The 14,582-nt window shown below is 67.5% G+C and carries 11 protein-coding genes; 5 read left to right on the top strand and 6 right to left on the bottom strand.

The genetic code is table 11. The features are described 5' to 3' along the window. Nucleotides 1–36: 36 nt before the first annotated feature. Nucleotides 37–966 (top strand): glycosyltransferase family 2 protein, encoded by a 930-nt coding sequence (locus RZN05_RS09190; protein ID WP_317226315.1) that lies wholly within the window; start codon nucleotides 37–39, stop codon nucleotides 964–966. A gap of 31 nt (nucleotides 967–997) precedes the next feature. Here the strand turns inward: RZN05_RS09190 and RZN05_RS09185 are convergent, their stop codons facing one another. The 6 genes from RZN05_RS09185 to RZN05_RS09160 form a co-directional block, all read right to left on the bottom strand. Next, nucleotides 998–2,392 carry an efflux transporter outer membrane subunit gene (locus RZN05_RS09185; protein WP_317226314.1) on the bottom strand — a complete coding sequence of 465 codons (1,395 nt, stop codon included), beginning with the start codon at nucleotides 2,390–2,392 and terminating at the stop codon, nucleotides 998–1,000. 4 nt (nucleotides 2,393–2,396) lie between these two features. Next, nucleotides 2,397–3,500 (bottom strand): ABC transporter permease, encoded by a 1,104-nt coding sequence (locus tag RZN05_RS09180; RefSeq protein WP_317226313.1) that lies wholly within the window; start codon nucleotides 3,498–3,500, stop codon nucleotides 2,397–2,399. Continuing rightward, a complete protein-coding gene (locus RZN05_RS09175) occupies nucleotides 3,501–4,634 on the bottom strand; it encodes an ABC transporter permease (protein ID WP_317226312.1) in 1,134 nt (377 codons plus the stop codon). It abuts the gene before it with no gap. Further along, the gene (locus tag RZN05_RS09170; protein WP_317226311.1) at nucleotides 4,631–6,352 is read right to left on the bottom strand and encodes an ATP-binding cassette domain-containing protein; all 1,722 of its coding nucleotides are present in this window, start codon (nucleotides 6,350–6,352) and stop codon (nucleotides 4,631–4,633) included. The genes RZN05_RS09175 and RZN05_RS09170 overlap by 4 nt, the downstream gene beginning before the upstream one ends. A 198-nt stretch (nucleotides 6,353–6,550) precedes the next feature. Then, entirely contained in the window at nucleotides 6,551–7,558 is a 1,008-nt protein-coding gene (locus tag RZN05_RS09165) for an HlyD family efflux transporter periplasmic adaptor subunit (protein WP_317226310.1), read from the bottom strand. Then, nucleotides 7,555–8,175 carry a CerR family C-terminal domain-containing protein gene (locus tag RZN05_RS09160; protein ID WP_317226309.1) on the bottom strand — a complete coding sequence of 207 codons (621 nt, stop codon included), beginning with the start codon at nucleotides 8,173–8,175 and terminating at the stop codon, nucleotides 7,555–7,557. The genes RZN05_RS09165 and RZN05_RS09160 overlap by 4 nt, the downstream gene beginning before the upstream one ends. Nucleotides 8,176–8,325: 150 nt before the next feature. On the opposite strand from RZN05_RS09160, the gene RZN05_RS09155 reads away from it, so the two are divergent. The 4 genes from RZN05_RS09155 to RZN05_RS09140 all read left to right on the top strand — a co-directional run bounded on the left by RZN05_RS09155 (nucleotide 8,326) and on the right by RZN05_RS09140 (nucleotide 14,530). Continuing rightward, complete coding sequence (locus tag RZN05_RS09155) at nucleotides 8,326–8,934, top strand: TetR/AcrR family transcriptional regulator (protein ID WP_317226308.1); 609 nt, start codon at nucleotides 8,326–8,328, stop codon at nucleotides 8,932–8,934. A 583-nt stretch (nucleotides 8,935–9,517) separates the two neighbouring features. Beyond that, nucleotides 9,518–9,916 (top strand): hypothetical protein, encoded by a 399-nt coding sequence (locus RZN05_RS09150; RefSeq protein ID WP_317226307.1) that lies wholly within the window; start codon nucleotides 9,518–9,520, stop codon nucleotides 9,914–9,916. Then, nucleotides 9,913–11,181 (top strand): efflux RND transporter periplasmic adaptor subunit, encoded by a 1,269-nt coding sequence (locus RZN05_RS09145; protein ID WP_317226306.1) that lies wholly within the window; start codon nucleotides 9,913–9,915, stop codon nucleotides 11,179–11,181. Before RZN05_RS09150 ends, RZN05_RS09145 begins: the two co-directional genes overlap by 4 nt. 166 nt (nucleotides 11,182–11,347) lie before the next feature. Continuing rightward, nucleotides 11,348–14,530 carry an efflux RND transporter permease subunit gene (locus RZN05_RS09140; protein WP_317226305.1) on the top strand — a complete coding sequence of 1,061 codons (3,183 nt, stop codon included), beginning with the start codon at nucleotides 11,348–11,350 and terminating at the stop codon, nucleotides 14,528–14,530. Nucleotides 14,531–14,582 lie beyond the last annotated feature (52 nt).

Below are 14,582 nucleotides of genomic sequence, written 5' to 3'. Positions count from 1 at the left end.
ATCGAACTTCTATCGTTTCGGCCCTAGAGCAACACCATGACCAGCCCGCGCATTGCCGTACTCCTGCCCTGCTACAACGAAGAAGCCGCGATCGCGCAGACCATCGCCGGGTTCCGCGCGGCGTTCCCGGACGCCGTCATCCACGTCTACGACAACAACAGCCGCGACCGCACGATCGAAGTCGCGCGCGCGGCCGGTGCAGTGGTCCGCAGCGAGCGGATGCAGGGCAAGGGCAATGTCGTCCGGCGGATGTTCGCCGATATCGAGGCCGACATCTACGTGATGGCCGATGGCGACGCGACCTATGATGCCAGCGTCGCGCCGCTGATGGTCGATCGGCTGGTGCAGGAAGGGCTCGACATGATCGTCGGCACGCGCGTCCATGAGGCGGCCGAGGCGTATCGCCGCGGCCACGTTCTCGGCAATCGCGCGATGACCGGGCTGCTTGCGTCGCTGTTCGGGCGGAGCTTCACCGACATCTTCTCGGGCTATCGCGTCTTCTCGCGGCGCTTCGTCAAGAGCTTCCCGGTGCTCTCGGCAGGGTTCGAGATCGAGACCGAGATCAGCGTCCATGCGCTCGAATTGAAAATGCCGGTGGGCGAAGTCGAGACGCGCTATTTCGCCCGGCCCGAAGGCTCGGCGTCGAAGCTCAACACCTATCGCGACGGCTTCCGCATCGCCAAGACGATCGCGGTGCTCTACCGGATCGAACGGCCGATGCTGTTCTTCGGGTTCATCGCGCTGGTGCTGGCGATGATGGCGCTGCTGCTCGCGGTGCCGCTGGTGGTGACGTACTTCCACACCGGGCTGGTGCCGCGCTTCCCGACTGCGATCCTGGCGACGGGGCTGGTGATCCTCGCCTCGCTCAACCTGTTCGCGGGGTTGATCCTCGACACGGTGGTGCGCGGGCGGCAGGAGACGCGGCGACTCGCCTATCTGGCGCAGCCAGGGCCGTTTCGCGACTGAGCCTTAGCTTCCCCATGGCGTCGGGGGAGGATTAGCGCCAGCCGCCGCCCAATGCCTTGTAAAGCGCCACGGCAGCCTGGCCCTTCGCCCCACGCGCCTGGTCTGCACGACGTTCGACGGCAAGCAGTGCCTCACGGGCGCGGAGCAGGGTAAGGCGGTCGTCCTCGCCACTGGCTGCGCGTTTCTCCGCCAGCGTATAAGCCGAACGTTCGCGTTCCAACGCCGCGCGTGCCTCGCTCTCGCTCGTGCGGGCGCCGAGGAACCGGTTGATTGCCGTCTCGCTGTCCGAAAGCGCGCCGAGCACGGCCTTTTCGTAGCGCGCCGCGGCGCCCTGCGCGCGGGCGTCGGCGGCGCGGATCTGCGCCCGGATCGTCCCGCCCGAGAAGATCGGCCAGGAGACGCTCGGGCCGATCTGCAACCGGGTGCTCTCGCCGGCGAACAGATCGCCGGGCGTGCGCGCCTGCTGGCCCAGGCTGCCGAACAGGCTGAAGCGCGGGAACAGATCTGCGGTCGCGACGCCGATATCGGCGGTGGCGGCGGCAAGCTCGCGCTCGGCGCGGCGGATATCGGGGCGGCGCTCGAGCAATTCGGAGCGAACGCCGACCAGGATCGCGTCGGGGCGGGCGGGAATCGGGGCTGGCTTGCGCAGTTCGGGCGCGACTTCCTCGGGCGCGGCGCCGACCAGCGCCGCGATGCGGTATGCGGCGGCGGCCGCCCGCGCTTCCGCGTCGGGCACCGCGGCGGCGCTGGTTCGCGCGGTCCCCTCGGCGCGCTCGACTTCCAGCCGCGAGGCTTCGCCTGCGGTGAACCGCAGCCCGGTCAGCCGCGCCAGCTCGGCATCGGCCTGGGCGAGCGCCTGCGCGCTGGCGGCTTCGGCCTGGGTGGCGCGTAGCTCGAAATAGCTTCGCGCCACTTCGCCGATCAGCGTCAGCATCACGTCGCGCTGGCCGAACAGCGCGGCTTCGGCGCGCGCGTTCGCAGCTTCGCTCTGGCGGGTGCGGCGGCCCCAGAAATCGAGTTCCCAGCTCGCGTCGAAGCCGAGGTCGAACAGGCGGAACTGGCGATCGACGCCGGGGATGTTGCCGATCGGCAGCTGGCCGTTCTCGCTCAGCCGGTTCTCGGTGACCGAGCCCTTGGCCTCCAGCGTCGGCAGCCGCCCGCCGGCGACGGCGTCGCGATTGGCGCGTGCTTCGGCGAGTCGCGCCTCGGCTTCCCTGAGATCGGGCGCGCTCGCCAGGGCGCGGGTTACCAGCGCCGAGAGCTGCGGATCATCGAACGCGTCCCACCAGGCGAGGTCGACCGCCCCCGGGGTGCCGGGTTCGAGCCACGGCGCCTGGCTGGCCGCGCTCGGCGCGGGGCGCTGATAGTCGGGGCCGACGGTGCAGCCGGCGAGGAGTACGGGCAGGAGCAGGTACAGGCGAGGCATCAGGTCACTCCATGCGCGCGCGGAACAGCCAGGCCGACGCCGCGAGCGTCGCGCAGGCGATCAATGCGAGCGGCCAGAGCTGGTGGAACACGGCGGCGGCGGGCATCGCCTTGAGAAACAATCCCTGGACGATGACGAGGAAATAGCGGGCGGGATCGAGATAGGTCACGATCTGGAGCCAGCCGGGCATGTTGTCGATCGGGCTGGCATAGCCCGAGAGAAGGATCAGCGGCGTGGTGACGAGGAAAACGCCGAGGAAGGCCTGTTGCTGGGTCTGCGCCATCGCCGAGACGAGCATCCCGAGCCCGATCAGCGCGAGCATGTACATGGCGAGGCTCACGAAGAAGAGCGTGAACGAGCCGGTGAAGGGCACGCCGAACACGAGCGGTGCGATGATCAGGTAGAGGCTGCCGTTGATCATCCCGATGATGAACGGCGGGACCATCTTGCCGATCAGGATTTCGTGGATGCGCAGCGGCGAGACCATCAATTGGTCGAAGGTCCCCAGCTCGCGCTCGCGCGCCACCGATTGTGAAGTGATCGCGAGACCGGCGACCGACGTGATGATCGCGACCAGCGAGGGGAGCGTGAACCAGATGTAGTCGAGTGCGGGATTATACCAGTTGGTAACGACGCTGCCCCGCGGCGGTTCGAACCCCGGTCGCGCGACGAGGTCGGCACCGACGCTGCCGACGATCTGGGTGAGGTAGCCGTTGACGATCTGCGCCGCGTTCGAGCGACGGCCGTCTAGCACTACGCCTATGGTCGCGGGCTTGCCGGTGGCCAGGCGGCGGTCGAAATCCTCGTCGATCACCAAGGCGGCGATCACCTTCTGGTTGTCGATCGCGTCGCGCAACTCGCGCGGGCTGCGCAGCGGGACGATCTCTCTGAAGTTCGGGCTGCCGGCGATCCGGCTGACGATCTCGGCCGAATGCGCGCCCGAGCTGCGGTCATAGATGGCGACGTCGACATTCTTGACGTCGAGTGTCGTCGCGAAGCTGAAGATGAACAGCTGCATCAAGGGGGGTACGAACAGCACGATCCGCGACTTGGGATCGCGCAGCACCGCCCACATCTCCTTGACGATCATTGCATAGAGGCGCCGCATCTAGTCGAGGCTCCGGCGCGTGACGCGGAACGAGAGCAGGAAGAAGCCGAGCCCGAAGCCGAGCATGATCCCGATATTGGGGAGCAGCAGCGCCCATTGGTCGCCGGCGAGGAACACCGATTCGAGCGCGGGGATCAGGTAGCGCGCCGGCACCAGATAGGTCAGTGCCTGGATCGGCCAGGGCATCGAGCTGATCTCATAGATGAAGCCAGAGAGCAGGAAGGTCGGCAGGAACGCCGAGAGCAAGGCGATCTGGCTGGCGACGAACTGGTTCTTGGTCGCCGAGGAGATGAACAGGCCGAGCCCGAGCGCGGGCATCAGGAACGCCGATCCGACAACGAACAGCGCGAACACCGATCCGCGGAACGGCACGCCGAACACGAACACCCCGATTACGGTGCACAAGGCCATCGAGGCGAGCGCGAGCAGATAATAGGGGATGACCTTGCTCGCGATGAACTCGGCCATCGAGATCGGCGTGGCCATCATCGCCTCCATCGTCCCGCGCTCCCATTCGCGCGCGACGACGAGCGCAGTGAGCAAGGTGCCGATCATCGTCATGACGTTCGCGATCGATCCGGGGACGAGGAAATAGCGGCTCTTGAGCTCGGGATTGTACCAGAAACGCGCCGACAGCTCGATCGGCGGGGCGGTGGCCCTGGGGTTGCGCTCGAGGCCGTCGGTAGCCGCCCATTGCGCGCGGACGCCCTCGCCATAAGCGGCGGCGAAATTGGCGGTGTTGGGCTGCGACCCGTCGGTGATGATCTGAATCGCCGGCATCCGGCCGCGCTTGACCCCGTCGCCGAAGTCGCTCGGGATGACGATGATCGCGCGCAGGTCGCCCGACACCATCTTCTCGCGCATCGGCTGGATCGTCCGCGCCATCGTCACGTCGAAATAGCGCGAGGTCTGGTATGCCTGGGCCAGCCGCAGGGCAGGGGCGCTCGAATCCTGCAATACTACCCCGATCCGCGTCCGGCTGGAATCGAGCGACACGGCATAGCCGAACAGGAACAGCAGGATCATCGGCAGCACGAAGGCGATGAGGAAGGTGGAAGGATCCCGCAGGATCTGCGCGCCCTCCTTCCGCACCAGCGCGGCGAGGCGGCGGGGGGAGAAGCGCGCGCCGCTCACGCTGCCTCCCTCGCTTCGCGCTTGCGGTCAAATTCCTCGATCAGCGCGATGAAGGCGTCTTCCATCGTCGGGTCGTCGATGTCGGCGAGCTTGCCGGCCTGTTCCTTGAGTTCGTCGGGCGTGCCGGTGGCGATCTGTTCGGCGCGGTAGATCAGGGTGACCCGATCGCAATATTCGGCCTCGTCCATGAAATGGGTGGTGACCAGTACGGTCACGCCCTTCTCGACCAGCCCGTTGATGTGCGTCCAGAATTCGCGCCGCGTCACCGGATCGACGCCCGAGGTCGGCTCGTCGAGGAACAGCACGGGCGGCTCGTGCATCACCGCGCAGGCAAGCGCGAGCCGCTGCTTGAAGCCAAGCGGAAGCGTGCCGGCGTTGACGTCGAGCTTCTCCTTGAGCTCGAAGATCTCGATCATCGCCTCGATCGCCTTTTCGGCCGCCTTGCGATCGAGACCATAGGCGCCGGCGAAGAAATCGAGGTTCTGGCGGACGCTGAGGTCGCCGTAGAGCGAGAATTTCTGCGCCATGTAGCCGAGCGACGCGCGCGCATCGGCGCGCGAGCGGCGCAGGTCGTGCCCCGCCACCGCGCCGCTGCCGCTGGTTGGCGTGAGCAGCCCGCACAGCATCTTGAACGTGGTCGACTTGCCCGCACCATTGGGGCCGAGCAGCCCGAAGATCTGCCCGCGCGGGATCGCGAAGTGCATGTCCTTGGCGGCGGTGAAGTCGCCAAAGCGCTTGGTCAGTCCCTTGGCTTCGATCGCGCAATCGCTGTTCTCGGGGATTTCGCGATAGCGCTCGGCGAGTGCGCTGGTGCCGCTCGGCCCGCCGCCGAGGCGCTCGATGAACCCGTCCTCGAAGCGCGGCGGGGCGGGCTCGACTTGGGCACCCTCGGCCTCCAGCGAAGCGGCTGTGGGAGCGGGGGCATCCTCCCCCATCAGCAGCCGCACCGATCGGCCCTGGATCGTCCCGTCGATCACCTCGTCGCGATCTAGCGCGCGGGTGAGGAAATGGCGACGGCGGTCCTTGAACCCGGTGACGCGGAACACGCGCTCCTCGACCTTGCCGGTCAGGTCGCCCGGCGACCCGTCGAACAGCAGCTTGCCCTCGTTGAGCAGATAGACGGTGTCGCACTTCTCGGCTTCGTCGAGATAGGCGGTCGACCACAGCACGCCGATCCCCTGGTCGGTCAGGTCGCCGACCATCGCCCAAAGCTCGCGCCGCGAGATCGGGTCGACGCCGACGCCGGGCTCGTCGAGCAGCAACACCCTGGGCGTCTTGACCAGCGCGCAGGCGAGCCCGAGCTTCTGCTTCATGCCGCCCGAGAGCTTGCCCGCCAGCCGATCCTGGAAGCGCGCGAGATCGGTGAAGTCGAGCAGCCGGTCGAAGCTCTCCTGGCGTTCGTTTTTGGGGAGGCCCCGCACCTCGGCGTAGAGGGTGAGGTTCTCGAGGACGGTGAGGTCTTCGTAGAGCCCGAAGCGCTGCGGCATGTAGCCCAGATCGTCGAGCTTCTCGCCAGGCGCGGCGCCAAGCAGTTCGACCGTGCCCGCGCTCGGGGCCATCAGTCCTGCGAGGATGCGAATGAGGGTGGTCTTGCCGGCGCCGTCGGGACCGACCAGCCCGGTGACCTTGCCCGGCGCGATCGCCATCGACACGCCGTCGAGCGCGGTGAGCGCGTCGAAGCGTTTGACCAGATCGGTGGTGGAGGCGACGCTTTCCATCAAGCACGCCCCTCCCTGCAAGGGAGGGAGCATCGGGCCGGCCACGCCCCGCGTGGCCTGAACAGCGCGGGGCGCTGTTCACCCGATGCTGGGTGGGTGCGAGCGGAGCGAGCGCCTGCGGCCAGCGATGGAGCGCGACCCTGCGGGCCGCGCACCCACCCCCGGCCCCTCCCTTGCAGGGAGGGGAGAAGATTCGCCTCAATCCGCATGTCGCGCCCGTGCGCCGATCACCGCGATCGTCACCGGCTGGCCCTGACGCAGCGCATCGTCGGGATCGTCGACGATCACGCGGACCTGATAGACGAGGTCGGTCCGCAGGTTCTCGGTCTCGACCGACTTGGGCGTGAACTCCGCGCGGGGGGCAATATAGCCGATCGTCCCGCGATAGGCCTTGGCATTGCCGTCGGCCTTCACCTGGACCTTCATCCCCGGGCCGATCCGGGCGAGATCGGTCTCCGCCACATAAGCGCGGATACGCATCGGCCGGTCGATCGACAGCGTCAGCACCGTCTCGCCGGGCTGGACGATCGCGCCTGGCTCGCGCGCGCGCGTCACCACGGTGCCCGCGGTCGCAGCGACCAGCCTGGTGTCCGACTGGTCGGTGCCGACGCTCGCGCGCGCCGCCTGCGCCGATTTGAGCTCGGCCGCCGCCGCCGCGACATCCTCGCGCCGCGTCCCTGCCTGGAGCAGTGACAGAGCCTGGCGCGCCTCGGCGAGCTGGGCAGCGGCGCGGTCGCGCTCGGTGCGCGTCTGCTCCCACAGGTCGCGGCTGATCGCGCCGGGCTCGACCAGCGCCTGGCGCCGGGCATAGTCGCGCTGGGCATTGTCGTAGACTGCCTGTGCCGCCGCGACGCGCGCGCGCGCCTGGCCCACGTCCTGCGCGCGGGCGCCGTTGCGCGCCTTGTCGTAATTGGCCTGGGCCTGCGCGACGCGCGCATCGGACTCGGCGATGCGGCTGTCGATGCTCGCGGTGTCGAGCGTCGCGAGCAACTGGCCGCGCGCTACCTTGGCACCCTCGTCGACGCCGATCGCGGAAATCCGCCCGCCGACACGGAACCCCATGTCGACTTCGCGGATATCGACGTTGCCGTAGAGGCTGAGCTCGGTCGCTGGCCGCGCCGGGAACAGCCCGAACCCCCGCGTAAACATCGCCGCGACAACGACCGCCACCAACGCGGCGAGGACGATCAGGCGGCGTCGGTTCATTGCGGCTTCTCCGAGAGGATGCAGAGCACATTGGCACGCAGGCGGTTGCGCAGCAGCGCGCCGGTTTCTTCGTCGATCTGGTCCACCCCGAGCGCGCGGCACACCGCGGCGCGACCGGCGCGGAGCACCATCGCCTGGCCGAACAGCAGGATCGCCATCGCGACGGCGTCGCGGCGCGCCAGATCGGCGCGGGCGCGGATGATCAGCACGATGAACGCGTCGAGGATCGGCTGCATCGCGCGGGTGAACAGCAATTCGAACGCCTCGGTCGGCGATTGCTGCTCGCGGATGATGAAGCGCGACCAGCTTTCGGTCTCGGGCCGCAGCATCATCTGCGCCAGCCCGTCGAGCACATTGGCGAGCGCCTCGATCGCGGCCTCGCGTGATTGCTGCCCGGCCGCGACCGCGCGCGCGACGGGTTCGCCCTGGAGAGCGCGGATCTGCGCGGCGATATGCTCGGCGGCAGCGAGATAGAGGCCCTGTTTGCCGCCGAAATGATAGGTGATCGACGACATCGCAGTGCCCGAAGCGCGGGCGATCTCGCGCGTGCTGGCGCCTTCGAAGCCCAGCCTGCCGAACTGGTCGATCGCGGTGTCGAGGAGCGTCGCGGAGACCATCGCATGCCTTGGTTCGTTCGAACGAACAGTGCGTAGGGTTGCATATTTTCCAATGCAAGCCTCTTTGTGTGGCCACGGTTGGGCCCCAATCGCGGGCTACGCGTTAATACTAGTGATTTTTCCACGCTTTGCGATTATATACCGATCATTATGAAACTTGCTCTCTGCACGCCCAAAGGTCGCCCGCGCGAATTCTGCGTCGACGAGGCGCTCGCCCAGGCGCTCCGCGTATTCTGGAGCAAAGGCTATGAAGGCGCGTCGCTCACCGACCTGACCGATGCGATGGGGATCACCCGCCCGAGCCTCTATGCCGCGTTTGGCAACAAGGAAGCGCTGTTCCGCAAGGCGCTCGATCTCTACGAGCGCGAGAAGCTGTGCTACATGTCGCAGGCGCTGGATGCGCCGACCGCGCGTGGCGTCGCCGAGACTCTACTGCGCGGCGCGCTCGAGATGCAGGCCAACGACGGCGAGCCGCGCGGTTGCCTGCGCGTGATCAGTTCGGTTGCCTGCGGCGTCGAGGCGGAGTCGATCCGCGAGGAAGTCATCGCTCGGCGCAAATCGTCGATGGAGGCGCTGATCGCGCGCTTCGACAAGGCCAAGGCCGAGGGCGAACTACCCGACCATATGGATGCCGAGGATCTCGCCGGCTATCTCGGTGCGCTGCTCCAGGGGCTGTCGCTCCAAGCTGGAGCGGGTGCGAGCCACGAAGAGCTCGAGCGGCTGGTCGAGACCAGCCTCGCGGTGTGGCCGACGAAATAGGGCCTTTGCGTCGCGCATTCTTGTCCTGAAACCGGGACCAGGTTCATCGACACGCCTGCCAAACTCGTCCTCTCCCGCCGAGCTGAGCTCGGTGAGGGGTTTGGAGCTATCGAGGGCGAAACCTCGCGCCCAGCTACGACTAGGCCTTCTGAAGCAGCAGATCCAAGTCTGCGTAACCCTTTCCCTAAGGGAGCGGAGCGAGTGCCTCCAACTCTCGGAAGCGCAGCCGTCCAAATCCCCCTCGACAATAAAAATACCGTCCAGTATAGAAAGCTCTTGACGCACCGCAGCGCGATTTCTATACCAGTCGGTATGGAAGTGATCCGTCACCTTCGCAACCGGGACCAGACGAAGGAGCTGCCTATGCGTCAGCCAATCAACGAAAGCTGTCGGGCCACGGCCTGAACCAGCGGCGCTGCCAGAGCGCCGAACCATTTGAGGCCTGATCTTCTCGCCGCGCGGGCGTGCTCCGCCCGGGAGGAGACCTGCGCCTTCGCGACAAACAATCGCCGGTGACCCCGTGGCGCACGCGCGGCGGGCAGGGGAGCGGTGTGTCCGCCGCCGGCAGGAAGGGAGAAATATCATGGCCTATCTGAACTTCAGCACGCTCGAAGGCAGCCCGATCGCTGCCCCCGCCGATCTGGTTGCCGCTCCGCGCACTGCGACCGGCTTCTCGGCGCTCGAGTGGCAAGTCATCGCGATCGCGCAGAACGATCGGCTCTCGTCGCTCGAAAAGCCGGGCAGACTTGCCACTGCGCTGACGATGGTCTTCGGCGGCCAGCGCCCCAATCCTTCGCTCGCCGACTCGCGGCTCGAGGCGCTCCGCCGTCTCGCGGTCCATGCCTGGCACAAGGGCTACACCGTGCCGCGCGCCGCGATCCGTGCCTTTCACGAGGCCGGCTTCACTCTCGAACAATATGAAACGCTGCTCGCCAGCATCAGCCGGGGCCGGGCAGCCCTGAACCAGGGAATTCGTGCATGAACATGATCACACGTATCGATCCGGTGACTCCGGATCAGGCCGATCCATCGCCCGCGCCCAAGCGTCCGCTCTGGCAGAAGGCGGCGGTAGTCGCGCTGCCGGTGGCGCTCGTCGCCGGCGGCATCGGTCTCGCCAATCGCCAGGCGCCCGCGCTCGCCGCGCCGCCGCCGCCCACCGTCACCGTCGCTCAGCCGCTGGTGCGCGAAGTCAACGAATGGGATGATTATGTCGGCCGCTTCGAAGCGAGCCGCAGCGTCGAGGTGCGCCCACGCGTCTCGGGGCAGGTGGTCGGCATCCACTTCACCGACGGGGCGATCGTCCAGAAGGGCCAGTTGCTCTTCACGCTCGATGCGCGTCCGCTCGCCGCGGCGCTGGCCGAGGCGCGTGCGGGGCTCGCCACCGCGCAGAGCGATCTCGCGCTGGCACGGTCCGATCTCGGCCGCGCCGAGCGCCTCGTCGCGGCCGAGGCCGTGTCGAAGAGCGATGTCGAGCGGCTCCAGGCCCGTGTCCGAGCAGCCAACGCTTCGGTCGCCGCGGCGCAGGCGCGGGTTCGCGCCCGGTCGCTCGATGTCGAGTTCACGCAGGTCCGCGCCCCGATCGCCGGCCGCATCTCGGACCGCAAGGTAGATGCCGGCAATCTGGTCGCGGCCGGGGAAGGGGCGGGCGGCTCGTTGCTCACCACGATCAATGCGCTCGATCCGATCTACTTCACCTTCGACGGCTCCGAGGCGCTGTTCCTCAAGGCCAAGCGTGCCGCGGCGGCGGGCGGGACCGAGTCTCCGGTGGAGATCCGCCTGCAGGACGAGCCCGACTATCGCTGGAAGGGCCGGCTCGACTTCACCGACAACGGGCTCGATCCCAAGTCGGGGACGATGCGCGCCCGCGCGGTGCTGACCAATCCGGAGATGTTCCTCACGCCGGGCATGTTCGGCAATATGCGGCTCTCGGCAGGCGGCACCAGCAGCGCGCTGATGGTCCCCGATGCTGCGGTCAGCACCGATCAGGCGCGAAAGATCGTGATGGTCGTCGGCAAGCAGGGCACGCTCGAGCCGCGCCAGGTCCAGGTCGGGCCGGTGGTCAACGGCCTGCGCGTGATTCGCACCGGCCTCACCCCGCAGGACCGCGTCGTCATCGCCGGGGCGCAGCTCGTCCACCAGCCCGGCGTCAAGGTCCAGATCCGTCAGGGCAAGGTCGAGCCGCTCAAGGCGGCGGAGACCCCGGTCATCTCGGCTCCGGTCACGGGCGAAGCAACCTTCGCCCGTTGATCGACCTGCCGCCGGGCGGTCCCCAATGGCCCGGCGGCAGGACCCAAATCACCCCGTTTCGCCCTGAGCTTGTCGAAGGGCGGCCCACGCGCGCGTTGCCCGTGGCCGTTCTTCGACAAGCCTAGCCCGAGCGGGAATTCGCATCCCTCCAGCGAGGAGTAGGCCCATGCGCCTCTCGCGTTTCTTCATCACGCGCCCGATCTTCGCGGCGGTCATCTCGGTGGTCATCACGATCATCGGCGCGATCGCCTATCTCGCACTCCCCATCTCGCAATATCCCGACATCGTCCCCCCGACGGTGACGGTCACCGCCTCCTATCCCGGCGCTTCGGCGGAAACCGTCGCCGAGACGGTCGCCGCGCCGATCGAGCAGGAGATCAACGGCGTCGACGACATGCTTTATCAGTCGTCGCAATCGACCGGCGACGGCAACGTCACGATCACCGTGACGTTCAAGTCGGGCACCGATCTCGATAACGCCCAGGTGCTGGTGCAGAACCGCGTCGCGGTCGCCACCCCGCGGCTGCCGCAGGAGGTCCAGCGCCTCGGCGTCGTCACGCGGAAGACCACACCGGACTTCCTGATGGTGGTGAACCTGATCTCACCCGACAATTCGGTCGATCGCAGCTTCATCTCCAACTACGCGCTCACCCAGGTCAAGGATCGCCTCGCGCGGATCGAGGGCGTCGGTGACGTCCGCATGTTCGGCGCGCGCGATTATGCGATGCGGATCTGGATCGATCCGGGCCGCGCCGCCGCGCTCAACCTGACTGCGGGCGACATCGTTTCCGCGCTGCGCGCGCAGAACATCCAGGTCGCCGCGGGCACGCTCGGCCAGCCGGGCTCGACTCCGAGCGGCAATGCCTATCAGGTCAATATCGAGACCCAGGGACGCCTCAAGGATCCAAGCCAGTTCGGCCAGGTGGTGATCCGTTCCGACGCCGATGGCCGCCAGGTGCGCGTCAGCGACGTCGCTCGCGTCGAACTCGGCGCGGCGGACTATTCGTCCAACACCTATCTCTCGAACCAGCCCACGGTGATCCTCGGCGTGTTCCAGCGCCCGGGCTCGAACGCGCTCGCTTCTGCGCAGGCGATCGAGAACGAGCTCGAGGCGATGTCGAAGACCTTCCCCAAGGGCCTCGAATATCGCGTCATCTACAACCCGACCGAGTTCATCTCGCAGTCGATCGACGCGGTCTACCAGACACTCGCCGAGGCGATCCTGCTCGTCGTGCTGGTGGTGATCGTGTTCCTCCAGAAGTGGCGCGCGGCGATCATCCCGGTGGTCGCGATCCCGGTCTCGCTGATCGGCACGATGGCGGTGCTGCTGCCGCTCGGCTACTCGCTCAACAACCTCTCGCTGTTCGGGCTTGTCCTCGCGATCGGCATCGTCGTCGACGATGCGATCGTCGTGGTCGAGAATGTCGAGCGCAACCTGGCGCAGGGCATGACTCCGCTCCAGGCGGCGCAAACCTCGATGGACGAAGTATCGGGCGCGCTCGTCGCGATCGTCCTCGTGCTGCTCGCCGTGTTCCTGCCGACCCTGTTCCTCAACGGGCTGTCGGGCGCGTTCTACCAGCAGTTCGCCGTGACGATCTCGGCGGCGACGGCGATCTCGCTGCTCGTCTCGCTCACACTCTCGCCTGCGCTCGCGGCGCTGCTGCTGCGCGGTCACGAGGGCGAGCCCAAGGGCCGCTTCGGGCGGATCACCCAGCGCGGCGCCGACTGGTTCAACCGCGGCTTCGAGCGGATGAGCGCCCGCTACGGCCGGCTCACCCGCGCGCTGGTGACGCGACCCAAGCGGATGATGGTCACCTATGTCGGCCTCATCGCCGCGACGGTGGGGATGTTCTGGGTGACGCCGGTGGGCTTCATCCCGGCGCAGGACCAGGGCTATTTCCTCACCGTGATCCAGTTGCCGCCGGGCTCGTCGCTCGAACGCACCGATGAAGTGATGCGCAAGGTCGTCGCGCGCATCCTGCCGATCCCCGGCGTCAAGGGCTCGGTGATGCTCGCCGGCTTCGACGGGCCTTCGCAGACGCTCGCGCCCAATTCGGCTGCGGCATATGTTCCGCTGCTGTCGTTCGAGGAGCGCAAGAAGCTCGGCGTCAGCTATGCCGAGATCATGAACGAGGCGCGGACGCGCACCGCCGACATCAACGAGGCGATGCTGCTCGTCGTGCCGCCGCCGCTCATCCAGGGCATCGGCTCGGCCGGTGGCTATCGGATGATGGTCCAGGATCGCGCCGAGCATGGCTATGAGGCGCTGGGCAAGACGGCGTACGGGCTGATCGGCCAGGCCAACCAGACCGAGGGCCTCCAGCAGATCTACACCTTCTTCAACACCGCCACGCCGCGCGTCTTCGCCAATATCGACCGGCGCAAGGCCGACATGCTCGGCATCCCGCCGGAACGCGTGTTCGAGGCGCTCAACGTCTATCTCGGCTCGGCCTTCGTCAACGACTTCAACATGCTCGGGCGCACCTATCGCGTCACCGCGCAGGCCGACACGCCGTTCCGGACGACCGAGGCGGACATCGCCAACCTCAAGACCCGGTCGAACTCGGGCCAGATGGTGCCGATCGGGTCGGTCTCGACCTTCGAGAACAAGACCGGGCCGTATCGCGTGACGCGCTACAACCTGTTCCCCGCGGTCGAAGTCGATGGCGATACCGCGCCGGGCTACAGCTCGGGCGCCTCGCTCGACGCGATGGAGAAGATCGCGAGCGAGCTGCCCGCGGGCTACGATGCCGAATGGACCGGCATCGCCTTCCAGCAGAAGATGGCGGGCAGCACCGCGGGTCTCGTGTTCGGACTGGCCGTGCTCTTCGTCTTCCTCGTGCTCGCGGCGCAATATGAGAGCCTGACGATGCCGCTCGCGATCATCCTGATCGTGCCGATGTGCCTGCTCGCGGCGATGGCCGGCGTGAACCTGCGGGGGATGGACAACAACGTCCTGACCCAGATCGGCCTGGTCGTGCTGATCGCGCTCGCCGCGAAGAACGCGATCCTGGTCGTCGAGTTCGCCAAGCAGGCCGAGGAACAGGACGGCCTGTCGCCGGTCGAAGCCGCGGTGCGTGCCGCGCAGGACCGCCTGCGGCCGATCCTGATGACCTCGTTCGCGTTCATCCTCGGCGCGGTGCCGCTGCTGATCGCGAGCGGGGCAGGGGCCGAGCTCCGCCAGGCGCTGGGCACTGCGGTGTTCTTCGGAATGATGGGCGTGACCGCGTTCGGCCTGCTCTTCACGCCGACCTTCTACGTCGTCTGCCGCGGGCTTGGACAGCGTCTCGCGCGCAGGCGGCGTGGATCGGGCGGACACGCCGAACCCGCGCTGCAGCCGGCTGAGTAACAACCGTTGTCCCGGCGAAAGCCGGGATCTCAGGCGGCCCATCCCGCCATCG

Source organism: Sphingomonas sp. HF-S4 (assembly GCF_032911445.1).
Classification (GTDB): Bacteria; Pseudomonadota; Alphaproteobacteria; order Sphingomonadales; family Sphingomonadaceae; genus Sphingomonas; species Sphingomonas agrestis.
This window is presented reverse-complemented; position numbering and strand designations above follow the sequence as displayed.

Excerpts from the sequence above, each read along its gene's own strand:
- RZN05_RS09150 (WP_317226307.1), top strand. The coding sequence starts at position 9,518 with ATGGCCTATCTGAACTTCAGCACGCTCGAAGGCAGCCCGATCGCTGCC.
- RZN05_RS09155 (WP_317226308.1), top strand. The coding sequence starts at position 8,326 with ATGAAACTTGCTCTCTGCACGCCCAAAGGTCGCCCGCGCGAATTCTGC.
- RZN05_RS09185 (WP_317226314.1), bottom strand. The coding sequence starts at position 2,392 with ATGCCTCGCCTGTACCTGCTCCTGCCCGTACTCCTCGCCGGCTGCACC.
- RZN05_RS09190 (WP_317226315.1), top strand. The coding sequence starts at position 37 with ATGACCAGCCCGCGCATTGCCGTACTCCTGCCCTGCTACAACGAAGAA.
- RZN05_RS09140 (WP_317226305.1), top strand. The coding sequence starts at position 11,348 with ATGCGCCTCTCGCGTTTCTTCATCACGCGCCCGATCTTCGCGGCGGTC.
- RZN05_RS09170 (WP_317226311.1), bottom strand. The coding sequence starts at position 6,352 with ATGGAAAGCGTCGCCTCCACCACCGATCTGGTCAAACGCTTCGACGCG.
- RZN05_RS09180 (WP_317226313.1), bottom strand. The coding sequence starts at position 3,500 with ATGCGGCGCCTCTATGCAATGATCGTCAAGGAGATGTGGGCGGTGCTG.
- RZN05_RS09165 (WP_317226310.1), bottom strand. The coding sequence starts at position 7,558 with ATGAACCGACGCCGCCTGATCGTCCTCGCCGCGTTGGTGGCGGTCGTT.
- RZN05_RS09145 (WP_317226306.1), top strand. The coding sequence starts at position 9,913 with ATGAACATGATCACACGTATCGATCCGGTGACTCCGGATCAGGCCGAT.
- RZN05_RS09160 (WP_317226309.1), bottom strand. The coding sequence starts at position 8,175 with ATGGTCTCCGCGACGCTCCTCGACACCGCGATCGACCAGTTCGGCAGG.